Annotated in this window: 20 protein-coding genes, 1 tRNA gene and 1 riboswitch; of the genes, 6 read left to right on the top strand and 15 right to left on the bottom strand. The window is 71.3% G+C overall.

All coding sequences use genetic code 11. The features are described 5' to 3' along the window. Positions 1 to 1,479: 1,479 nt before the first annotated feature. On the top strand, positions 1,480 to 1,812 hold the full coding sequence (locus tag QM638_RS16955) for an SbcC/MukB-like Walker B domain-containing protein (RefSeq protein ID WP_415143771.1): 333 nt from the start codon (positions 1,480 to 1,482) through the stop codon (positions 1,810 to 1,812). 23 nt (positions 1,813 to 1,835) lie between these two features. On the opposite strand, the gene gcvP is transcribed toward QM638_RS16955, so the two are convergent. The 14 genes from gcvP to QM638_RS16885 form a co-directional block, all read right to left on the bottom strand. Then, a complete protein-coding gene (gcvP, locus tag QM638_RS16950; RefSeq protein WP_415143763.1) occupies positions 1,836 to 4,724 on the bottom strand; it encodes an aminomethyl-transferring glycine dehydrogenase in 2,889 nt (962 codons plus the stop codon). 79 nt (positions 4,725 to 4,803) lie between these two features. Next, positions 4,804 to 4,910: riboswitch (glycine riboswitch) on the bottom strand. A 114-nt stretch (positions 4,911 to 5,024) separates the two neighbouring features. Further along, entirely contained in the window at positions 5,025 to 5,591 is a 567-nt protein-coding gene (locus QM638_RS16945) for a MerR family transcriptional regulator (protein ID WP_415143769.1), read from the bottom strand. Between the two features lie 271 nt (positions 5,592 to 5,862). Next, positions 5,863 to 6,327, bottom strand: coding sequence for a bifunctional nuclease family protein (locus QM638_RS16940; protein WP_415143762.1), 465 nt, complete (start codon positions 6,325 to 6,327; stop codon positions 5,863 to 5,865). 70 nt (positions 6,328 to 6,397) lie between these two features. Further along, on the bottom strand, positions 6,398 to 7,135 hold the full coding sequence (locus QM638_RS16935; protein ID WP_415143760.1) for a MerR family transcriptional regulator: 738 nt from the start codon (positions 7,133 to 7,135) through the stop codon (positions 6,398 to 6,400). Positions 7,136 to 7,146: 11 nt separating this feature from the next. Further along, the gene (locus QM638_RS16930) at positions 7,147 to 7,632 is read right to left on the bottom strand and encodes an FHA domain-containing protein (protein WP_415143758.1); all 486 of its coding nucleotides are present in this window, start codon (positions 7,630 to 7,632) and stop codon (positions 7,147 to 7,149) included. A 125-nt stretch (positions 7,633 to 7,757) separates the two neighbouring features. Further along, positions 7,758 to 8,144 (bottom strand): glycine cleavage system protein GcvH, encoded by a 387-nt coding sequence (gcvH, locus tag QM638_RS16925; RefSeq protein WP_415143756.1) that lies wholly within the window; start codon positions 8,142 to 8,144, stop codon positions 7,758 to 7,760. A 54-nt stretch (positions 8,145 to 8,198) separates the two neighbouring features. After that, positions 8,199 to 8,975 carry a DUF881 domain-containing protein gene (locus QM638_RS16920; RefSeq protein ID WP_415143754.1) on the bottom strand — a complete coding sequence of 259 codons (777 nt, stop codon included), beginning with the start codon at positions 8,973 to 8,975 and terminating at the stop codon, positions 8,199 to 8,201. Further along, positions 8,968 to 9,300 carry a small basic family protein gene (locus QM638_RS16915; RefSeq protein ID WP_415143752.1) on the bottom strand — a complete coding sequence of 111 codons (333 nt, stop codon included), beginning with the start codon at positions 9,298 to 9,300 and terminating at the stop codon, positions 8,968 to 8,970. The genes QM638_RS16920 and QM638_RS16915 overlap by 8 nt, the downstream gene beginning before the upstream one ends. Continuing rightward, positions 9,297 to 10,268: a DUF881 domain-containing protein gene (locus QM638_RS16910; protein WP_415143750.1), complete on the bottom strand. Its 972-nt coding sequence runs from the start codon at positions 10,266 to 10,268 to the stop codon at positions 9,297 to 9,299. Before QM638_RS16910 ends, QM638_RS16915 begins: the two co-directional genes overlap by 4 nt. Continuing rightward, positions 10,261 to 10,830, bottom strand: coding sequence for a CDP-alcohol phosphatidyltransferase family protein (locus tag QM638_RS16905; RefSeq protein ID WP_415143748.1), 570 nt, complete (start codon positions 10,828 to 10,830; stop codon positions 10,261 to 10,263). The genes QM638_RS16910 and QM638_RS16905 overlap by 8 nt, the downstream gene beginning before the upstream one ends. Then, complete coding sequence (locus QM638_RS16900) at positions 10,827 to 11,888, bottom strand: hemolysin family protein (RefSeq protein WP_415143746.1); 1,062 nt, start codon at positions 11,886 to 11,888, stop codon at positions 10,827 to 10,829. The genes QM638_RS16905 and QM638_RS16900 overlap by 4 nt, the downstream gene beginning before the upstream one ends. A 73-nt stretch (positions 11,889 to 11,961) precedes the next feature. After that, positions 11,962 to 13,359 carry a hemolysin family protein gene (locus tag QM638_RS16895; protein WP_415143744.1) on the bottom strand — a complete coding sequence of 466 codons (1,398 nt, stop codon included), beginning with the start codon at positions 13,357 to 13,359 and terminating at the stop codon, positions 11,962 to 11,964. A gap of 102 nt (positions 13,360 to 13,461) precedes the next feature. Further along, positions 13,462 to 14,295, bottom strand: a complete 834-nt coding sequence (locus QM638_RS16890; RefSeq protein WP_415143742.1) for a spermidine synthase — start codon at positions 14,293 to 14,295, stop codon at positions 13,462 to 13,464. A 3-nt stretch (positions 14,296 to 14,298) separates the two neighbouring features. After that, positions 14,299 to 15,030, bottom strand: coding sequence for a hypothetical protein (locus QM638_RS16885; protein WP_415143740.1), 732 nt, complete (start codon positions 15,028 to 15,030; stop codon positions 14,299 to 14,301). 101 nt (positions 15,031 to 15,131) lie between these two features. Between QM638_RS16885 and QM638_RS16880 the strand changes: the two genes are divergently transcribed. The 3 genes from QM638_RS16880 to QM638_RS16870 all read left to right on the top strand — a co-directional run bounded on the left by QM638_RS16880 (position 15,132) and on the right by QM638_RS16870 (position 18,246). Beyond that, on the top strand, positions 15,132 to 16,550 hold the full coding sequence (locus QM638_RS16880) for an FAD-binding oxidoreductase (RefSeq protein ID WP_415143738.1): 1,419 nt from the start codon (positions 15,132 to 15,134) through the stop codon (positions 16,548 to 16,550). A gap of 50 nt (positions 16,551 to 16,600) precedes the next feature. Further along, positions 16,601 to 17,638: an NAD(P)H-dependent flavin oxidoreductase gene (locus tag QM638_RS16875; RefSeq protein ID WP_415143736.1), complete on the top strand. Its 1,038-nt coding sequence runs from the start codon at positions 16,601 to 16,603 to the stop codon at positions 17,636 to 17,638. A gap of 200 nt (positions 17,639 to 17,838) precedes the next feature. Next, positions 17,839 to 18,246: a DUF6157 family protein gene (locus QM638_RS16870; protein ID WP_415143734.1), complete on the top strand. Its 408-nt coding sequence runs from the start codon at positions 17,839 to 17,841 to the stop codon at positions 18,244 to 18,246. A gap of 193 nt (positions 18,247 to 18,439) precedes the next feature. On the opposite strand, the gene QM638_RS16865 is transcribed toward QM638_RS16870, so the two are convergent. After that, positions 18,440 to 18,513 (bottom strand) — tRNA-Pro (locus QM638_RS16865). Positions 18,514 to 18,825: 312 nt separating this feature from the next. Here QM638_RS16865 and QM638_RS16860 point away from each other — a divergent pair. Together QM638_RS16860 and QM638_RS16855 are read left to right on the top strand one after the other, a co-directional pair. Beyond that, positions 18,826 to 19,086: a hypothetical protein gene (locus tag QM638_RS16860; RefSeq protein WP_415143732.1), complete on the top strand. Its 261-nt coding sequence runs from the start codon at positions 18,826 to 18,828 to the stop codon at positions 19,084 to 19,086. Positions 19,087 to 19,412: 326 nt separating this feature from the next. Then, positions 19,413 to 20,813 carry a nitrilase-related carbon-nitrogen hydrolase gene (locus tag QM638_RS16855; RefSeq protein WP_415143730.1) on the top strand — a complete coding sequence of 467 codons (1,401 nt, stop codon included), beginning with the start codon at positions 19,413 to 19,415 and terminating at the stop codon, positions 20,811 to 20,813. The last annotated feature ends 124 nt before the right edge of the window (positions 20,814 to 20,937 follow it).

Genomic DNA, 20,937 nt, shown 5'->3' with positions numbered 1-20,937 from the left:
GCCGCGGAGCCGGCCCGGGCGCGCTGGACGGCGGCGATCGACGAACGGGCCGCGCTGCGCGACGAGCGGGCCGAGCTCGCGGCCAGGCTCGACGAGCTGTCCAGCCAGCTGGAGCGGCTGCCCGGTCGGATCGAGGAGACCGAGGGTCTGCTCGGCGAGGCACGGACAGCCGTCGAGCAGGTGTCGGCGCTGCGGGCCGACCTGGCGTTGCACGCCCGGATCGCCGAGCTGCGCACCGAGCTCACCGAGGCCCGCAAGCTCCACGCCGAGGCTCGCGAGATCGCCCTGCAGCGCCGCGGCGAGGCCCTCGACCTCCGGCAGGCTCGCCTGGAGGGCATGGCCGCCGAGCTCGCCGGTGCCCTGGCCGTCGGCGCCGACTGCCCGGTCTGCGGCTCGGTCGAGCATCCGCACAAGGCGACCGCCGCCAGCGACGCCCCGGATGCCGAGGCCGAGCGGGCGGCGCAGCGCCGCGCCGACGACGCCAGCGCCGAGGAGCATGCCCGGCAGAGCCATGTGCGCGACCTGGAGACGCGCCTCCAGCTCACCGGCGACCAGCTCGGCGACGCCGACCCGGTGCCGGTCCTCACCGCTCGCCTCGCCGAGCAGGAGGCCCTCGCCGCCGGTGCCGACGCCCTGGCCGAGACGCTCGAGAGATGCCGGCGCGAGTCCGCCGCGCTCGCCGAGGAACGACTCGCCGCGAGCAGCCGACGCACCGGCGTCGAGGCCGAGCTCAGCCGGCTGGAGGCGGAGATCTCCCAGCTGCGCGCCGCCGTCGACGCGGTCCTGGCCGGTAGCGGCGCGAGCGATCTGGGCGCCCTGATCCTCGGCCTCGGCGCCCAGGCCGAGCAGTTGCGCGCCGACCGCGCCCGACTGGAGGCGGTGCAGCGCACCCGGACCGCGCTGGCCGAGGCGGATCGGGCCCTGGCGGCAGCGCTGGGCGAGTCCGGCTTCGCCACCGTGGAGCAGGCCGCGGCCGCGGCGCTGGCCCCGGACGTGGTCGAGGAGCTCACCGCGACGGTCAAGCACCACGACCGTCGGCTGGCCGTCGTACGTGACGTGCTGGGTGAGCCCGGAGCCGACCGGGTGCTGGCGAGCGAGCCACCGGGCCTGGAGGCGGCGCTCGCCGCCGAGTCGGTCGCGCAGGAGGAGTTGAGCCAGGCTCAGGCGGCGGTGCGAACGGCGGTGGACCGGCTGGCCAGGCTCGGTGCGCTCGGCGAGGAGCTCGGCACGGCGCTGCGCACCTGGGCCCCGGTGCGCGACCGGTTCGCGGTGGCCGACCGGATGACCTCGTTCGTCGAGGGCAAGAGTGCCGACAACGCGCTGCAGATGTCGCTGTCGGCCTACGTGGTGGCCTATCGACTGACGCAGGTGGTGGCGGCCGCGAACGAGCGGCTGGCGGTGATGAGCGAGAGCAGGTATGCGCTCGAGCACTCCGCCGGCCGGGCGGCCGGGGACCGGCGCGGCGGGTTGGCGTTGCCGGTGCGCGACGACTGGTCCGGCGAGGCCCGCGACCCCTCCACCCTCTCGGGCGGGGAGAGCTTCGTGGTCTCCCTCGCCCTCGCCCTGGGGCTCGCCGACGTGATCACCGCCGAGGCCGGCGGCGCCATGCTCGAGACCCTCTTCGTGGACGAGGGTTTCGGGTCGCTGGACGCGGACACCCTCGAGGACGTCCTCGACGTGCTGGACGGGCTGCGCGACGGCGGCCGGGTGGTCGGCGTGGTCAGTCACGTCGCCGAGATGCGCGACCGCATCCCGACGCGGCTGGTCATCACCAAGCACCGCGCGGGCTCACGCCTCGCCGTGGAGGCGTGAGCCGTCCCTCGCGGACGGCGGCCCTACTCGGCGAACTCCTCCGGCGGCGGACAGGCGCAGACCAGGTTCCGGTCGCCGTAGGCGTTGTCGATCCGCGCCACCGGTGGCCAGTACTTGTCGGCCGCCTCGGCGAGGCCGGCCGGGAAGACCGCCAGCTCGCGGCCGTAGGGCCGATCCCACTCGCCGACCAGGGCTCGAGCGGTGTGCGGCGCACCGCGCAGCACCGAGCTCTCCACGGTCCACTCCCCCGACGCGACGCGGTCGATCTCGCCACGGATGGCGATCATCGCCTCGATGAAGCGGTCGAGCTCGGCGAGGTCCTCCGACTCGGTCGGCTCGACCATCAGCGTGCCGGCCACCGGGAAGGACATGGTCGGGGCGTGGAAGCCGTAGTCGATGAGGCGCTTGGCCACGTCGTCCACACTCACGCCGGTCTGCTTGGTCAACCCGCGCAGGTCCAGGATGCACTCGTGCGCGACCAGCCCGGACTCGCCGCGGTAGAGCACCGGGTAGTGCTCGCCGAGACGGGCCGCGACGTAGTTCGCCGCCAGCACCGCGTGTGCGGTCGCCTGGGTCAGTCCGGCCGCACCCATCAGCCGGATGTAGGCCCACGAGATCGGCAGGATCCCGGCCGAGCCGTACGGCGCCGCCGAGATCGGCCCGATCCCGGTGCGCTTGTCGACCTCGGGGTGCATCGGATGCGAGGGCAGGTACGGCGCCAGATGCGACCGCACCGCCACCGGACCCACTCCCGGGCCGCCGCCGCCATGGGGGATGCAGAACGTCTTGTGCAGGTTGAGGTGCGACACGTCGCCACCGAACTCCCCCGGTCGGGCATAGCCGAGCAGCGCGTTGAGGTTCGCGCCGTCGACGTAGACCTGGCCGCCGTGCGCGTGCACGATCTCGCACAGCTCGGTGATGCCCTCCTCGTAGACCCCGTGGGTGGAGGGATAGGTGACCATGATCGCGGCCAGGGTCTCGGCGTGCCGGGCGCACTTGGCCCGCAGGTCGTCGAGGTCCACCGTGCCGTCCTGGTGGCTGGCCACCATCACGACCCGCATCCCGGCCATCACCGCCGAGGCCGCGTTGGTGCCGTGGGCGGACGCGGGCAGCAGGCACACGTCGCGCTGCGGCTCGCCCTGCGCCCGATGGTAGGCGTGGATGGCGAGCAGCCCGGCGAGCTCCCCCTGAGAGCCGGCGTTGGGCTGGATGCTGACCGAGTCGTAGCCGGTCACCTCGGCGAGCAGCGACTCCAGCTCACTCACCAGCCGGGCGTAGCCGCTCGCGTCGGCCGCCGGCACGAACGGATGCAGGTCGGCGAACCCGGGCAACGAGATGGGCTCCATCTCCGCGCAGGCGTTCAGCTTCATGGTGCACGAGCCGAGCGGGATCATGCCGCGGTCCAGCGCGTAGTCGCGGCCGGCGAGCCGATGCAGGTAGCGCAGCATCTGGGTCTCGCTGTGGTGGCTGGTGAAGACCTCGTGGGTGAGGAAGTCGGTGCCGCGCAGCAGGTCGGCGGGCAGCGCGTCACCGGTGGTGCGGTCGACCTCGTCGAGGTCGGTGCCCGCCCCGAAGACCGCGAGCAGGGCGCTGATGGTGGAGCGGGTGGTCGTCTCCGAGGTGGAGATGCCGACCGTGTCGGCGTCGGTCAGCCTCAGCTGGATCCCGGCGGTGCGTGCGGCGGCGACCAGGTCGGCGGCACGACCCGGCGCCCGTACGCTCAGCGTGTCGAAGAACTCCGCCGAGCCGAGCTCGTATCCGGCCCGCTCGAGAGCCGCCGCCAGCACCGCCGCGTAGCGATGGGTCCGCCTCGCGATACTGCGCAGCCCGTCCGGACCGTGGTAGACGGCGTACATCGCGGCGACGACCGCGAGCAGCACCTGTGCGGTGCAGATGTTGGAGGTGGCCCGGTCCCGGCGGATGTGCTGCTCCCTGGTCTGCAGCGCCAGCCGGTACGCCGGACGGCCCTCGGCATCCACCGAGACCCCGACCAGCCGACCGGGCAGGTGGCGCTCCAGGCCCTCGTGCACCGCCATGTAGCCGGCGTGCGGACCGCCGTAGAACAGCGGTACGCCGAACCGCTGGCTCGAGCCGACGACGACGTCGGCACCGAGGGTGCCCGGCGCCTCCAGCAGGGTGAGGGCGAGCAGGTCCGCGGCGACCACCGCCAGGCCGCCGCGCCGATGGGTCGCCTCGATCACCGGACGCGGGTCACGGATCCGGCCGGAGGCGCCGGGATAGGAGACCAACACGCCGCACACCGGCCCGTCGGGCAGGGCCGACTCGAGGTCGGCGACGACCACCTCGACGCCGAGGGCGGCGGCGCGGGTGCGCACCACCTCGATGGACTGTGGCAGGGCATCGGCATCGATCACGAACGGCCCGGGTGCCTGTCCCTGCCCCGACCGACCGGCCGCTCGCCGTACCAGCGTCATCGCCTCCGCGACGGCGGTGCCCTCGTCGAGCAGGGAGGCACCGGCGACCGGCAGTCCGGTGAGGTCGGCGACCATGGTCTGGAAGTTCAGCAGCGCCTCCAGCCGTCCCTGCGAGATCTCGGGTTGGTACGGCGTGTAGGCGGTGTACCAGCTCGGATCCTCGAGCACGTTGCGCCGGATGACCGCGGGCGTCACGGTGCCGTGGTAGCCGAGGCCGATCATCGCCTCGCCCGGGGCGTTGGCGTCGGCCAGCTCGCGGGCCAGGTCGGCGACCTGGACCTCGCTGAGGGCGGCCGGGAGATCGAGCTCGGCGGCGGCCCGGATGCCACCGGGCACGGCGGCATCCATCAGCTCGCTCAGCGAGGAGTAACCGAGCCGGGCGAGCATCAGGGCGGCATCGGCGTCGGTGAGGCCGATGTGCCGGCCGGCGAAGGGGGCGGCGTCGTCGAGGGCGGCCAGGGAGGGGGTGTCTGACACGGACGGGTTCCTCACACAGGTGGATGGGGCGAGTACGCCCTCCCCCTCTGTCACAGCCTCGTCGCCACTTCAGAGTCGCCTGGCCCGCGCGGTCCTGGTGCCTGAGAGGTTCCGGGGAGGAATTGCCCCTTCGGCGCTCCGCTCACACGTTCACGCGTGTGGGTGAAGCTCTCCCGTGCGGGATGGTCGGCTCGGCCAGCCTACCTCGTGAGTTCCGTCGATCGTGGATTCCGGCGGTCGCGTCCATCCGATCGGACGCGACCGGCGCTCGACCTGGGTCCGAGTCGACGTGGGTCGGGCTCAGCCGGCGTTGCGGGCCGCGCGCCGTACGGCGAGCTCGTCGCCGGTGACGGCGATCTCGTCCCCGTCCTCGGCGGTCCGCTCGCTGGGCAGCTCGGAGAGGGTGCCCTCGATCTCGCGCCAGACGCCACCGATGGCGATGCCGAAGACGCCCTGACCGCCCTGGAGCAGGTCGATCACCTCGTCGTTGCTGGTGCACTCGTAGACCGACGCGCCGTCGCTCATCAACGTCACCCGGGTCAGGTCGTCGGTGCCACGCTCGCGCAGATGCTGCACCGCGGTACGGATCTGCTGCAGCGAGATGCCGGCGTCGAGCAGTCGCTTGATCACCTTGAGGATGAGAATGTCGCGGAAGGAGTACAACCGCTGGGTGCCGGAGCCGGTCGCGCCGCGCACGCTGGGCTCGACCAGGCCGGTGCGGGCCCAGTAGTCGAGCTGCCGGTAGGTGATGCCGGCGGCGTTGCACGCGGTCGGACCGCGATAGCCCACGTCGCTGGGCAGCGGCGAGACGTCGTCGGTGAACAGCAGGCCCTGCTCGTCGGCCTCCTCGCTCGCCCGCTCGATCACGAACGCATCGTCGGTCGCGCCAGCATGTGGGTCGTGCTCGAACACGTTCGTCCTCCGGGGTCTACTCCGTTTCCACGTAACTCCGAACAGGGAAGCCGCCGCCTCCGAACGAGTCGGACCACAGCGGTGGAGTTACAACAGAGACACTTCACCGTAGGCCCGCTGGGGGCAGGCGTCAAAGAGGACGTCGGCGTGTCGCAACCCTCAACCTCTACTTGAGGCTCAGGGATTCCCGCGGAATCTCCGGGCCGGACGCGGAGCCCGGTCGGCCTCAGGAGTCGAAGTCGTCCGGGGTGACCTGGTCGAGGAACTCCCGGAACCGCTCGACCTCGTCCTCCTGCTCGGCCGGGACGGCCAGCCCCGCCTCGGCGAGCACGTCCTCGGCACACACGATCCTGGTGCCGGTGCGCAACGCCAGCGCGATCGAGTCCGAGGGCCTGGCGCTCACCTCCACTCCGGAGGCGAAGACCAGGTTCGCGTAGAAGACCCGGTCGTTGACCGAGGTGATCTGGACCTCGTTCAGCGGGGTGTCGGTCGCGTCCAGGATGTCCTTCATCAGGTCGTGCGTCAGCGGTCGCGGGGGCACCACGCCCTGCTGCGCGAAGGCGATGGCGGTCGCCTCCACCGCACCGATCCAGATCGGCAGGTATCGCTCCCCGCTCAGCTCCCGCAACAGCACGATCGGCTGGTTGGAGGGCATCTCCACGCGCACACCCAGAACCTCGACTTCACGCACACCTTCACACTACCCGCCGACCCGACCCCATCGTCAGGGAAGGTCGACTCGATGACGGCGACGGAATCGGTCAGGAACGCCTCAGTCCGGCCTTGACCAAGGTGGCGTGCAACCGTACGGCGAGCGCCGCGATCTCGCTGCCGATCTCCTCGGCCCGGCCTTGCGCGGCGGCGTCGCCCGCCCGGCGGTACGGCGCGGTGATCTGCTCGATCAGGCCGACCTCGCGATCGGCGGCGGCCTTCATCCCGCGCAGGTGTCGAGGCTCGATGCCGAACTCGGCGAGCTCCTGGGCGGTGCGTGCGACCCCCAGAGCGTCCAGATCGTAGTGCCGGGACCGGGTCGGCGTGACCAGGCCCATCCGCTCCAGCTCGGCGAGCAACGCGTCGTCGATCTCCGCGATCTTCAGCAGCTCGCGGCGGGAGAGCCGGGTCTGGCCGTGCTTGCGGAACGACTCCGGACTCGGGGTGCCGTCCGGAGAGAGCTCGACGGTCGGCACGGTGGGCACGGTGGGCTCGATCTCGGGCGGCTCCAGGCCGCGGTCGATCGCGTCGAGGTGCTCCCCGATCACCTTCAGCGGCAGGTAGTGGTCGCGCTGCATGCGCAGCACGTAGCGCAGCCGTTCGACGTCGGCGTGAGAGAACTTCCGGTAGCCCGCGGCGGTGCGCTCGGGCTTGATCAATCCCTTGTCCTCCAGGAAGCGGATCTTGGGGATGGTCACGTTCGGGTAGTCCTCGCGCAGCACGTCGAGGACCTGGCCGATGTTGAGCCGTTCGCCGCCGGGCCGCGAGGCTGCCGCTCCCGAGCTCACCGTGCCACCCCTCAGGCGTCCTGGTGGCTGGTGTAGAAGACCAGGCGGAACTTGCCGATCTGGACCTCGTCGCCGTCCTTGAGCGCGACCTCGTCGATCCGGTCACGGTTGACGTAGGTGCCGTTGAGGCTGCCCGCGTCGGTGACGGTGAAGGTGTCCCCGGTCCGGGCGAAGTCGGCGTGCCGGCGCGACACGGTGACGTCGTCGAGGAAGATGTCGCTGTCCGGGTGCCGACCGACATGCACCTGGTCGCGATCGAGCAGGAATCGACTGCCGGAGCCCGGACCGCGCTGCACCACCAGCATCGCACTGCCCTGAGGCAGGCCATCGATGGCGGCGGCGTCGACCGGGTTCAGCACCCGCTCGGAGGTGTCCGCCTCACCGCCGAGCTGGATGGTGGCGGTCGAATCGGACGGCGGCGGCAGTGCGCTGCCGCACTGCGAGCAGAACCTGGCGCTTTCGGGGTTCTGGCTCCCGCATGCGGGGCACTGGGACATCGGAGTCTCTCCTGGTGGGGATGGTCGTGCACTGTTCGGAACCGGTCCGTGCCCTCGACCGGACCTGTGACCCTCAACCGGATGGTGAGAGTAGCTCCGAACCTATCAGGTAACTCGTGCCGAAATCAGCCCTGCAGCGATGCTTGGTAGGCGGTGACGTCGAGCAGCTCCGCGAGCTGACCGGGGTCACTCGGCACGACCTCGAAGAGCCACCCGCCGCCGTACGGATCGTCGTTGACCAGCTCGGGGCTGGCGTCCAGCGACGCGTTGACCGCCACCACCTCACCGCTGACCGGTGCGTAGATGTCGCTGACCGACTTGGTCGACTCCAGCTCACCGCAGGTCTCACCGCCGCTGACGGTGGCGCCCACCGCAGGCAGCGACACGTAGACGATGTCGCCGAGGGCCTCCTGCGCGTACTGGGTGATGCCGATGCGCACCGAGCCCTCATGCTCGCCGGGGCTGCGCAGCCACTCGTGCTCGGCGGTGTACTTCAGGTCCTCGGGGTACACGAGCTCTCCTTGCCAGATGCTGGTCGAGCCGGCGGGACGCCGGCAGCGTGAACCCTACCCGGAGTGCACGCTCCGGATCTCCACCGACTGGTGCTGCTCGACCTGGACGCTGGCGCCGTCGTCCTCCAGCTCCGACTCCGGCCCGCGGGTGAAGGTGACCGCTCCCTTCAGCGTGGCCGGCTCACCGATCGCGGTGATGGTGTACGGCGAGGAGAGCTCGGTGCCGTCTACCGAGATCCCGCCGACGCTCTCCTCGACGTAGGACTGCGCGACCAGGCGGACCTTGCCGTTGATCTCGATCGCCTCGGCGCCGTTGGAGCGGAGCTCCTCGATCAGGTCGAGCAGCGCGTCGACCTTGACCTCGCCGGTCTTCTCGGTGATCTCGATGGTGATGCCGGGGCCCTTGACCGGCACCAGCCCCGCCAGGATGCTCAACGAGCCCACCTGGTCCTGCGCCTGGTCGAGCGCGGCCTCACGCTTGTCGGTCGAGGACTGGAGCTCGGACTTGGTCTGCCGCAGGTCGGAGAGCTGCTGCTGGGCCCGTTGGGTGGCGCCGGCCAGGCCGTTGAGGATGGTGACCAGATCCTCCTCCCGCGAGCCGGCGTAGGTGGTGTCGTCGACATTGCTGCGCACCTGGGTGACCGCGGCGAAGCCGACCAGGGCGAGGAGCACCGCCGCCAGCGCCTGGCCGCGACGCGGGTGGAGCAGGCTCTGCACCAGCCGCGACCGTGCGGACGGATCGGCGTGGCGCGGGTCCGGTTCGGGGCCGTCGGGCTCGGGGTCGTCGGGCTCGGGGCTGTCCGGTTCGGGGCTGAGCTGATCTTCAGGCATGGAAGATGTGCCTTCGGATGGCGGCCACGTTGGAGAAGATCCGGATGCCGAGCACCACGATCACGCCGGTGGACAGCTGCGAGCCGACGCCGAGCTTGTCGCCGAGGTAGACGATGCCGGCGGCGATCAGGACGTTGCTGACGAACGAGACGACGAAGACCTTGTCGTCGAAGATCCCGTCCAGGAACGCACGCAGCGCACCGAAGACGGCGTCCAGCGCCGCGACCACCGCGATCGGCAGGTACGGCTCGAGTCCGACCGGCACCTCCGGCCGGAAGATCACGCCGAGGACGATGCCGACCACGAGCCCGAGTGCTGCGATCACGGTGTCTCCTTCTGCTGGGTCGTGCCGGACTCATCGGTCTTTCCGGTCCTGCCCGACTTGTTTGACTTGTGGGACTTGTCGGTGGTGGCGCTGCTGGCGTAGGAGAGATCCATCATGTCCGCCGGAGCGGCGGGCAGGGTCAGATCGTCCACATTCTCCATCACCACGCCGATCCCCAGCTCGGTGGTGAGGGTGTGGAACTCCGCGCCGGAGGTGGTCTGGGCAAGGCGCGCCTGCAGCGTCTTGGTGTCTCCGAGCGCCTGTACGACGTACGGCGGGGACAGCGAGACGCTGTTGATCCGGATCACCGAGCCGGAGTTGCGGAACGCGCTCTTCGGGGTGATCCGCTCTCCGTCGACCGAGATGGCGGTGGCCCCGGCCGCCCACAGCCCGTTGACCAGGGTGTTGAGGTCGCTGTCACGGACCTGGGTGCCCTCGGCGCCGCTGGTCGCGTCGTTGACGGTGATCCGCACCCCGGGGCCGCTGACCGCGGCGAAGCCGGTGCTCCGGCCCAGCTGGCCGACGCTGTTCTCCGCCCGACGCAACTGGTCGGCGAGGGATGCGGCCAGTGATTCGCTCGCCGTGTTCTGGTCGGTGAGCCGGCCGATGCGGCGGTGCAGTGCGGTGATCTCCTCCTTGCGGTCGGTGATCCGGCTGATCAGCACCTCCCGGCTGGCCTGCCGGGTGCCCGCGGTACGAGCGGTCTGGATCCCCGCGATGGTCACCAGCAGCCCGAAGACGAGCACCGTGGCCACGGTCAGCAATCGTTTCCGCGGCGGCCCGGCGGCCGACCCGGCCGCCTGGCCGGCGGAATGCGAGTGCGCGCGCCGGCGCTCGGCGACGTGCCGATAGTCCTCGTCCAGCGACTGCCGGATGATCTTGGTCAGCAGCGGCATGGTCACCGCTGCCGGCAGCCCCCCAGGCTCAGCATGGGGCTCGACGTGGGGCTCGGCTCCCGGCTCAGGCATCCAGCGCACCACCGATCGGCGGATGCTCGCGCACCAGGCGGCGCACCTGGCCGACGTACATCACCGCCGACCACCAGTACAGACCGAGCCCCCAGCCGGCGAACGCCCAGCCGAAGACCCGCGCCAGGGTGTGCCAGTGACCCGAGCCGTCGCCGAGGACGAGCAGCGGGAAGGCGCACAGCAGGGTGAAGGTGGCGGCCTTGCCCAGGAAGTGGACCGGCAGACTGGAATGACCCCGGGTGCGCAGCAGCGGGACCAGCGCGAGCAGCACCAGGTCGCGCAGCACGAGGGCGACCACCAGCCACCACGGCACGATCCCGCGGACGGCGGTCACCGCCACCACGACCAGGACGAACAGACGGTCCGCGGCGGGGTCGAGCAGGCTGCCGAGCCGGGAGAACTGACCCAGTCGCCGAGCGAGCTCGCCGTCCAGGAAGTCGGTGATCCCGGCGAGCACGAGCACGCCGGCCGCCCACAGATCGGCCTGCGGCCCGAGCATCAGCCAGCCGAAGACGGCGATCAGACCCAGCCGGAACAGGGTCAACAGGTTCGGGATCGTCACGATCCGCTCACCTCTCGCGGCTCGTCCGCGTGCGCGGCGTCCCGGATCTCACCGACCAACTCCTCGATCACATCCTCCAAGGTGGCGAGGCCGACCGTGCTGCCCTCGCCGTCGACCACTCGCGCCAGGTGTGCGCCGCGCCGCTGAAGCGTTTCCAGCGCCTCGTGCAGCGCGTCGTCGAGCGCCACCGGCGCGAACGGTCGGATCCACTTGTCCTCCACGGGCCGCTGGCGGCGGGCCTCGTCGGGTTCGAGCACATCCTTGATATGAAGGTAACCGATGGGCCCGTCGTCGCCCTCGACCGGGAACCGGCTGTAGCCGGTGGCGGCGCACAGTGCCTCGACGTCGGCCCCGGACGCGCCCCGCGGTACGCTCTGCCACCGGCTCAGCGGGATGAGGACCGCCTCGACCCGCTTCTCGGTGAAACCGAGGGCGCCGGCGAGCCGGTCGTACTCGTCCTCCTGCAGCAGCCCCTCGCCGTGGGACTCCTCGACGAGAGCGGCGACCTCGGCACGGGTGTAGGTCGAGACGACCTCCTCCTTGGGCTCGATCCGCAGCAGTCGAACGCTGCGGTTGGCGATGGCGTTGAGCGCCACGATCACCGGCCGCAGCACCGTGACCACGCCGTAGATCGCCGGTCCGAGCACCAGCGCGGCGCGGTCCGGTCCGGCCAGGGCGATGTTCTTGGGCACCATCTCACCGAGGACGACGTGCAGGAACACCACGATCAACAGCGCGATCGCGAAGGCGATCGGATGCTCCAACGAGGACGGTACGCCGACGGCGTGGAACGCCGGAGAGAGCAGATGCGCCAGCGCCGGCTCGGCGACCGCGCCGAGCAGCACCGAGCAGACGGTGATGCCGAGCTGGGCGCCGGCCATCATCAGCGAGACGTTCTCCATCGCCGCCAGCGTGATCCGGGCCAGGCGGGACCCGGCCTGCGCGGCCGGCTCGATCTGGCTGCGGCGGGAGGCCACCAGGGCGAACTCGGCCCCGACGAAGAGGGCGTTGAGCAGCAGCAGCACGAGGCCGACCACCAGCGCGAACGGGGTGCTCATCGGGGCCCCCGGTCGATTCTCCGGCGGCGGAGCGCGGCGGAGGAGGCGGAGAAGGACAATCGGGTGGGATGACTCATCGCTCCTCCCCCGCGGCCGGGTCGTGCGTCGAGCTCGGGAAGACCCGCATGCTGATCCGGTCCACGCGCAGTCCGTCCATGTGCTCGACGGTGAGATGGACCGCGCGAGCGGGCGCGTCGGGGTCGCTGGGATCGGCCAGCGCGAGCTCGGCGACGTCTCCGCGCGCCGGGATCCGGCCGGTCAGGCTGAGCACCAGGCCGGCGATGGTGTCGTAGTCCTCACCCTCCGGCAGGGCGATGCCGGTGATGTCCTCGACCTCGTCGGGCCGCAACAGCCCGGACAACATCCACGACCCGTCCCGGCGTTGCCGGGCCCGGGCGCCGAGCGGGTCGTGCTCGTCGGAGATGTCGCCGACGATCTCCTCGATCACGTCCTCCAGGGTGACGATCCCGGCCAGGTCGCCGTACTCATCGAGCACGACGGCGAGCTGGAAGCCCTCCTCGCGCAACAGCGCCATCAGCGGATCCAGCCGCAGTGACTCCGGGACGAAGACCGGCTTGGCCATCAGATGCTTGACCTTGACGGTGGCGCGCTCGTGCACCGGCAGGGCGACCGCGTTCTTGATGTGCACCGTGCCGACCACGTTCTCCCGCTCGTCGAGCACCGGGAAGCGGGAGTGGCCGGTCCGGCGGGTGAGCGCGACCAGTGTCTCCGCGCGGGCGTTGAGCTCCAGGCCCGTCACGCGGACCCGCGGGGTCATGATCTCCCCGGCGGTGCGGCTGCCGAACTCGACGGCCCGCTCCATCAGTTCGGCCGTGTCGGCGTCCAGGGTGCCTTCGTCCGCGCTGCGCTGGATCAGCGAGGCGAGCTCGCTGGAGCTGCGTGCCGAGCGGAGCTCCTCCTGCGGCTCGACGCCGAGCCGGCGCACCAGCGCGTTCGCCGAGCCGTTGAGCCACCGGATCGGCACCCGGGTGAGGCTGGTGAACGCCCGCAGCCCACCCTGGGTGGCGCGCGCGGTGCCCATCGGCAGCGCGAGCGCGATGTTCTTGGGCACCAGCTCGCCGAAGAGCATCGTCACCACCGTGGACACCACCAGCGCGATGCCGACGGCGGTCGGCTGGACGGCCCCCTCGGCGAGGCCCAGGTCCGACAACAGTGGGCGGATCAGGTCGGCGATCGCCGGCTCGGCGAGCCAGCCGATCGCCAGGTTGGTCACCGTGATGCCGATCTGGGCGCCGGAGAGGTTGGTGGACAGGGCATGCAGCGCCCGGCGTACGCCGCTGGCGCCGGGCTCGCCGGCCTCGGCGGCGCGCTGCACGCCGGCGTGGTCCACAGTGACCAGCGCGAACTCGGCGGCCACGAAGAAGCCGCAGGCGATCACCAGCGCCAGGGCGAGCAGGAGCAGCAGCACCGAGCTCATCGGCGCCACCACCGCGACGGTCGCGGGCTCCACCCGAACGTGGGCACAGCGGGGAGGGTCGGTCGGTGGCTACTTTGAGAGCCGTCCATCAGGTGCTCGATCGTCCTTCTCGGGCGTTGGGCAGTGACCGACATTCTAGCCGCTGAGCCGGTCGACCGGCCCCGGCTCGGCATCGGCGTCGGCGAAGGCTCGTCCGCCGCCGAAGGAGTCGCTCACCGCGCGGCCGTCCAGCAGTCGGTACGGCGCGGCGCTCCGCGTCGTCCGGGTGCGCAGCGCCGCCAGGGGCAGTCCGGCGTCCGCCGCCAGCGCGACCAGATTGCCGGGCCGCCGACCGCGCAGCGTGGCCGGCTCGGCCAGCAGGGCCAGCTCGGGCAGCGCGGCGCGGAGCCCGGCGAGGGTGTGCCGGGTGTGCCGGAACGGGGCGTGGTCGGTGAGGTTCGCCGCCAGGATGCCGCCGGGACGCAGCACCCGGGCCATCTCGGCGAACGCCTCGATCGAGACCAGCGAGGACGGCACCCGTGCCTCGGCGAACGCATCCACGATCAGCAGGTCGACGCTCTCGTCCCGAAGCGTCGCCAGGCCCGTTCGCCCGTCGGTCGGCCGCACCCGGATGCCGCTGGCCCGCGGCAGCGGCAGCTCACGCCGGACCAGGTCGGTGAGGGCGGCATCGGGCTCGAAGACGGTCTGCGTCGATCTCGGCCGGGTGGCGGCGACGTAGCGGGGCAGGGTGAGGCCGGCGCCACCGACGTGCACCACCCGGCGTGGTTCGCCGGCGGGGCCGTGTACGTCGATCAGGTCGCCGAGCCAACGGACGTAGTCGAAGACGAGCCGCGTCGGGTCGCCGAGGTCGACGTAGGACTGGTCCCGACCGTCGAAGCGGATCAGGTAGGCGCCGGGTCGGTCGCCGGCGCGGATCTCGACGGTGCGGGCCGTGGTCGGTCCGGTCGAGCTCACCGCGGCGTCGGGCACGACTCAGCCGCGACGCACGACGACGATCTGGACCGGCGAGACGCCGCGCAGGTATCCGCGGCTCGCCCTGACCACCGCGCGGTAGCGCATCTTCCTCACCGGGATCCGGACCTGCCACCGGCTGTCCTTGGTGGTCACCGTGGTCCTCGCCCGATGCCACTCGCAGCCGCGGCACCTGCTGCGCTGGATCACCACCCGACGATGCCGGTAGCTCGGCGCCACCCGCCCGGTCAGGGTGCGCTTGGCCGAGTGCACGACCGGCAGGGTCAGGACTCGCCGGACCATGACGGTCATCACGGTGGTGCATTGCGCGGTGTCGGTGCTGGCTGCGGTGCTGGTGCCGGCGCCGGGCGCGACGTAGCACAGCTGGTACGCGGTCCGCTTCTTCGGCGTGACGACGAAGTCGAACGAGGCCGGGGTCCGATCGGTGCGGATCTGCTTCCAGCTCCCGTGCCACGCCTTCGCGCCCAGCAGCACGGTCCCGCCGCTGACCGGGGTGCCGTCGGCACTCTCGACCCCGCCGGCCGCGCGCCATCGCTGGCCGAAGTCGATCCGCAACGCCGAGTACTTGCCGACGAACTGCGTGCCGTCGGTGGACGCGCCGGTCGTCGCGCGACCGAACGGCGCGTCGCCGCTGTCCGCGGCCGCGAGGGCCGGAGAGAGCCCACCGATCAGCAGGAGGGCGGCCGTCCCCAGCGAGACCGCTGCGCCGATCGTCCCTCCGCGTCTGTCCACGGGGGTTCAACCTACGCGCCCGTGGTCCGACTGTCATCGACATCGAGGCAGGTGTCGACATCGGTGCGAATGTCCGCGTCGAGGCGGGTAGCGTCTCGCGGGTGAGCGATCAGCCTGACACCACCCGTGGGACCGGCGAGACCGGCGACCGTCGCGATTTCCTCCAGTTGCTCACCGCGCGGCTCGGTTCCGCCGTCCTGACCGAACGGTCCTCGACCGCGCGGTACGCCCACGACGAGGCCGAGTGGGCGCCCTACGTTCCGCCGCTCGCGGTGGTGCGAGCCGCCTCGACCGACGACGTGGTCGAGGCGGTGCGGCTGTGCCTGGAGCACGGTGTCGCGGTGGTCCCGCGCGGGGCCGGCACCGGGCTCTCCGGCGGCGCCAACGCCGGCGCCGACACGGTGGTGCTCAGCCTGGAGCGGATGGACCGGGTGCTCGAGGTCGACACCCAGGAGAAGCTCGCGGTCGCCCAGCCGGGTGTGGTCAACGACCACCTCCGCGCCGTCGTCGCCGAGCACGGGCTGTGGTACCCACCGGATCCGGCGAGCGCCCCGTGGTCCACCATCGGTGGGAACGTCGCCACCAACGCGGGCGGGCTGTGCTGCGTGAAGTACGGCGTGACCGGCGACTACGTGCGCGAGCTGGAGGTCGTCACCGGAACCGGTGAGGTGGTCCGGCTCGGGCACCGTACGGCGAAGGGGGTGGCCGGCTACGACCTGAAGTCGCTCTTCGTCGGCTCGGAGGGAACCCTCGGCGTGGTCACCGAGGTGACGGTGCGGCTGCGCCCCGCCCGGCCGCCGGAGCGCACCGTGGCCGGCTACTTCGACTCGGTCGTCGAGGCCGGGGCGGCGGTCGCCGCCACGCTGGCCTCCGGCGTCGTACCGTCCGCGCTGGAGCTGGTCGACCGTGCCTGTCTGGAGGCCGTCGACGACTGGAAGAAGATGGGGCTGAGCCTGGAGGCGAACGTCGTCCTGCTCGGCCGCACCGACACCCCCGGTGCCGATGGCGAGGCCGACGCGGACGCCATTCGCGCCGCGTTCGAGGGGGCCGGCGCCGGGTTCGTCGCGGTCTCCGGCGATTCGCAGGAGTCCGAGGCGCTGTTCGCGGCCCGCCGGCTCGCCTACCCCGCTCTCGAGCGACTCGGCCCGGTGCTCACCGAGGACGTCTGTGTCCCCGTGGGGCACGTCCCGACGATGCTGGAGCGGATCCAGACGACCGCCACCGCCTACGACGTCCACATCGCCAACATCGCCCACGCCGGCGACGGCAACCTGCACCCGCTCATCATCACCCGTCCGGGCGACGACGCCCAGCGCGAGCGCGCCCAGCAGGCGTTCGAGATCATCCTGGCCGACGCGCTCGCCCTCGGTGGGACGGTGACCGGCGAGCACGGCGTCGGGCTGCTCAAGCGCCCCGGTCTCGGCCGAGAGCTCGCCGGCGAGGTGGTGGCGATGCAGCGTGCGGTCAAGGGGGCCCTCGACCCGCACGGCATCTTCAACCCCGGCAAGGCGATCGTCTGACCGGATGAGTCGCTGCTCGAGTCGTGGGACCGGGCGGCGAGAATCGCAGCATGAGCACACCTCTGAACACCGCACTTCCCATTGTCGCGGCTCCGATGGCCGGCGGCCCCACCACGCCCGCGCTGGCCTCCGCGGTGATCGCGGCGGGCGGCTTCGCCTTCCTCCCCGGCGGCTACCAGTCCGTGGCCGCGATGCGAGCGGAGGTCGACGCGGTGCGGGCGGCGGACGGGCGGGACCGATTCGGGGTCAATCTCTTCTCCCCGGCGCGCGACGGCTCCGACGGTGGGGTCGACCCGGCGCTGTTCGCGGCGTACGCCGAGGAGCTGGCGCCCGAGGCCGCGGCGGTCGGAGTCGAGCTGGATCCGACTCCGGTCGGCGACGACGATGCCTGGCCGGAGAAGCTCGCGTCGCTGATCGAGGACCCGGTCCCGGTGGTCTCGTTGACCTTCGGACTGCCTGCCGCCGCCGAGATCGCGCGGCTCCGGCGCGCCGGCACCATGGTCCTGGCCACCGTCACCGGGCGCGATGAGGCCCGGGCCGCCGTCGACGCCGGTGTCGACGGCCTGGTGGTCCAAGGGCCCCGCGCCGGTGGGCACAGCGCCACCTTCGACCCGTCCCGGGCTCCTGGTTCCGAACCCACCGAGGAGATCGTGGCCGCGGTCCGTGCGGTCACCTCGTTGCCGTTTCTGGCCGCGGGCGGCGTCGACGGGCCCGAGGCGGTCACCGAGCTGCTCGCGGCCGGCGCGGAGGGGGTCGTGGTCGGCACCCTGCTGCTTGCCGCCGACGAGGCGGGTACGTCGGCCGTCCACCGAGCCGCTCTCGCCGACCCTCGATTCACCGAGACGACCATCACCCGCGCCTTCACCGGCCGCCCGGCTCGCGCGCTGCGCAACGGCTTCATCGATCGCCATGAGGCGGCCGCACCGGTCGGGTATCCGGCGGTCCATCACCTGACCCGGGCGCTGCGTCAGGCCGCGGCCCGCGCCGGTGACCCGGAGCTGGTGCATCTGTGGGCGGGAACGGGCCACCGGGGCGCCGTACCCGCGCCCGCGGCGCAGATCGTGCGCGACCTGGCTGGCTTCCGCTGAGACGGAGCGCGATGGCGTGCTCGATCCAGCGCTCCATCCAGCGCTCCATCCGACGCTCCGTCCGGTGGACCGGGAGTGGTGGGCGCGCCGGAAGCCTCCTCCGCCGGCGATGAGGGTCGCCGCCCCGACCGCCGAGCGGGCCATCGCGTTCCTCTCATCCCGCTGTGGCCACAGCGGGATGAGCCTGTCAGGATCGTGGTATGGGCACGACGAACTACGTCGGAGCGTTCATCCGGGTGGCCGAGGACTGCCCGGTGGCGGTCGCAGAGGTGCCGGCCGAGACGAAGCGACCGACCGTCGCCTTCGTGCAGTACCGGCTGGTCTCGAAGCACCCGTACGAGTTCACGTCCGACGATGTGCTGTTCGAGGTGCATGCGATCCGACACGAGATCGCCCCCGAGGACCGTGATCGGGCAAGGGCGGAGTTCTTCGCCAAGCCACAGGCTTGTCTGCGGACCTCCCCGCTCGGCAAGCGGTACGGGTGGGGCATCCACCACGACGCCGGCGGGCGGGTCGCCCTCGTCCCGCTCGGGTCGGAGCAGTACGACGCGCTCGCTGCCGACCGCTCCCTGCGGCAGCTGCGGGCGATGCGGTCACGCCGCGCCTGAGGCACCTGATCGCCGCATTCGTCAGCTCGTCGTCGATCCAGTCGGGGATCATCAACATCATCGTCCAGTCTCAGCGCGCCCGCCGCGACGACCACGGCGCCGGCAAACCACCCGGCCCAGCCCCGAAAAAGCAATGAGCCCGAACCCACGTCCGTGGGTTCGGGCTGTGCCGATGTCACGAGACATCACACGGTCGGGCTGACAGGATTTGAACCTGCGACCCCGTGACCCCCAGTCACGTGCGCTACCAAACTGCGCCACAGCCCGATGCCCCCGCAGATCGCTCCGCCGAGGCGAGTGAACACTATCGCAGCCGATGCGGCGCACCCGAATCGGTCGGGGTCCGTTCGGGACTGTTCGCCTGCGTCGGTGCCGGATGCGATGACGAGACGATCGTCGTTCAGGTGCGGTCCGGGGCGGCCCGGCCGTCCGAGATGCGCGACGACTGGCAGGAAGCCTCTCGCGGGCGTCGACCGACACTCGAATTGCTCGCGGAGCCCGCCGAAGAGATCCGAGTCCAACTCAGCCCAAGTCGGTCCGATGGCCCCATGCCGACGGTTTCCCGGCCTGGAGGGCAGGATGAGCGTGTCGGAGCAGGCTCTCATCCGGTGCCGGAACAGTTCAGCTGTCGTCCATGTCGGCGTCTCGGAATATGGCGGAGCTGTGCCTGTCACCCTGATCACCGGCGCTGCGCGCGCCGATGGCATCGCCGCGTTCGCGAGACAGGTGCCGCCTAAGGGCGGCGTGATCGTCGCACTCACCAGCAACCACACCACAGCAACCACCCCACCGGGAACGTGCCGTACGGCGCGTCAGAGGGCGCACTCGATCGAATCGTGATCTCTGCGGCGCGCGAGCTCGGGCCGCAGGGAATTCTGCGAACGTGCTCAATCCCGGCCCCATCGATACCTACTGGATGGACGACGGGACTCGCGCGGCGCTGACCGGCCCACCTCGGGGAAGACTGGGGACTCCAACAGACGTTGCTGCAGTCATCTCCCTCCTCGTTTCCCGGGAAGGACGCTGGATCTCAGGTCAGCTCCTCAACGGCTGACGGCGGCTTCTCCGCACGCCAATGACCCACCCGCAACGAACGGGCATCCGGATCGAAGGCACATGAGGTGATCGAGCCCAGAAGACAGACCGGGGCGCCATAGGCTGCGGCTGTGGAGATCCGACCGCTTCGAGTTGCCGCCCTCAACGCCGCACCGGTCACCGGCGATGTGACCACCAATCTCCGCGCCGCTGCCCGGTGGTGTGAGGAGGCTGCCTCGGCTCGGGCTGAGCTGTTGGTCTTCCCCGAGGCTTGGGCGACCGGCTACGACACCACGGTGTTCGAGTCCGAGCTTCCGAGGGTCGACGACCCGAGCTGGCTCGCTCCACTCCAGGAAGCCGTCGATCGCACGGCGATGGTGGTCCTCCTCAACTCCACGGTCAGCGCCTCGGGCGGTCGCAAGTCCCTGACGACGATCCTCGTCGTCCCCGGGGTTGCTCCGCAGCCGGTCTACGACAAGCAGCGCCTCTATCCGCTGGAGGTCGGGACCTTCACCGCGGGCGATGCCGGGGCGAGCATCGTCCTCGGTGGCCACGAGATCGGCCTGTCGGTCTGCTACGACGCCGACTTCCCCGAACACGCCGCGGCCGCGGCGGCGGACGGAGCGACCATCTACGTCAACTCGGGTGCGTACTTCCCCGGCAGTGAGCAGCGGCGCGACCTACGTCTTGCTGCCCGTGCCCTGGACAACGGCATGTACGTCGTATTCAGCGGTCTGGCCGGCGAGTTCGTCGGCGGCTCGGCGATCTATGACCCGATGGGGCAGCCCCTCTCGCGTCTCGGAGGCCAGGCGGGGCTCGCGATCGCCGACATCGATCCTGCCGCGGTACGCCGGGCCCGCGATTCTCAGCGCGGGTGGGCCGATCGGCGTACGACGCTCGGAACCGGTCACCGCGTCGTACTCGGCCGGCCGGCGGTTCGGCTTCAGGCTGGACCGCCGAGCCACTATCTGGGCACGGACGCCGTCGTCGAGACCGACCACCCCGCGGTGATCGCCCTCGGTCAGCAGCTGCGCCACGACCATCCCGACGACATCCGCTTCGCCCGCGCCGCCTTCGAATGGGTGCGCGACCACGTCGCCCACGCCTACGACGCCCAGGATCACCGAGTCACGCTGACTGCCTCCGAGGTGCTCAGCGCGCGCGTCGGGCTCTGCTATGCCAAGTCGAACCTCCTCGCTGCCGTGCTGCGCAGCCAGGGCATACCTGCGGGGCTGTGTTATCAGCGCCTCGGAGATCCTCGGGAAGGTCACATCGTCCATGGCCTCGTCTCCGTCTACCTCGACGGCGCCTGGCATCGTCAAGACCCGCGCGGCAACAAGCCCGGCGTCGACGCCCAGTTCTCATTGGGCACCGAACGCGTCGCCTACCTCACCGACGAGAGCAAGGGCGAACGCGACTATCCGCACCTCTACGTGTCGCCGGCGATCGAGGTCACCGAAGCGCTGCAGGACGCGGTCGACGTCCTCGACTGCCCGCTTCCCTCCGACCTGCACCACGCCGAAGTCGGCTGATCCGGCTCACGGATCGACGGGGAACAACCCCGCCGGTTAACATGCTGGAAACATGTGTGGGCGCGCCCGGCGCACCCAATGACACGCGTGCATCACCTCGCGCCTGTGCTCAGGCGGTCCAAGG

It is taken from the genome of Nocardioides sp. (assembly GCF_047606145.1).
GTDB lineage: Bacteria > Actinomycetota > Actinomycetes > Propionibacteriales > Nocardioidaceae > Nocardioides.
Note: the sequence above shows the minus strand (reverse complement) of the source record. Positions and strands in the feature narration are given on the sequence as shown.

What these genes read in the sequence shown, in the direction of transcription:
- QM638_RS16930 (WP_415143758.1), bottom strand. Translation starts at nt 7,632, where the DNA reads ATGTCCCAGTGCCCCGCATGCGGGAGCCAGAACCCCGAAAGCGCCAGG.
- QM638_RS16920 (WP_415143754.1), bottom strand. Translation starts at nt 8,975, where the DNA reads ATGCCTGAAGATCAGCTCAGCCCCGAACCGGACAGCCCCGAGCCCGAC.
- QM638_RS16910 (WP_415143750.1), bottom strand. Translation starts at nt 10,268, where the DNA reads ATGCCTGAGCCGGGAGCCGAGCCCCACGTCGAGCCCCATGCTGAGCCT.
- QM638_RS16900 (WP_415143746.1), bottom strand. Translation starts at nt 11,888, where the DNA reads ATGAGCACCCCGTTCGCGCTGGTGGTCGGCCTCGTGCTGCTGCTGCTC.
- QM638_RS16875 (WP_415143736.1), top strand. Translation starts at nt 16,601, where the DNA reads ATGAGCACACCTCTGAACACCGCACTTCCCATTGTCGCGGCTCCGATG.
- QM638_RS16870 (WP_415143734.1), top strand. Translation starts at nt 17,839, where the DNA reads ATGGGCACGACGAACTACGTCGGAGCGTTCATCCGGGTGGCCGAGGAC.
- QM638_RS16860 (WP_415143732.1), top strand. Translation starts at nt 18,826, where the DNA reads ATGAGCGTGTCGGAGCAGGCTCTCATCCGGTGCCGGAACAGTTCAGCT.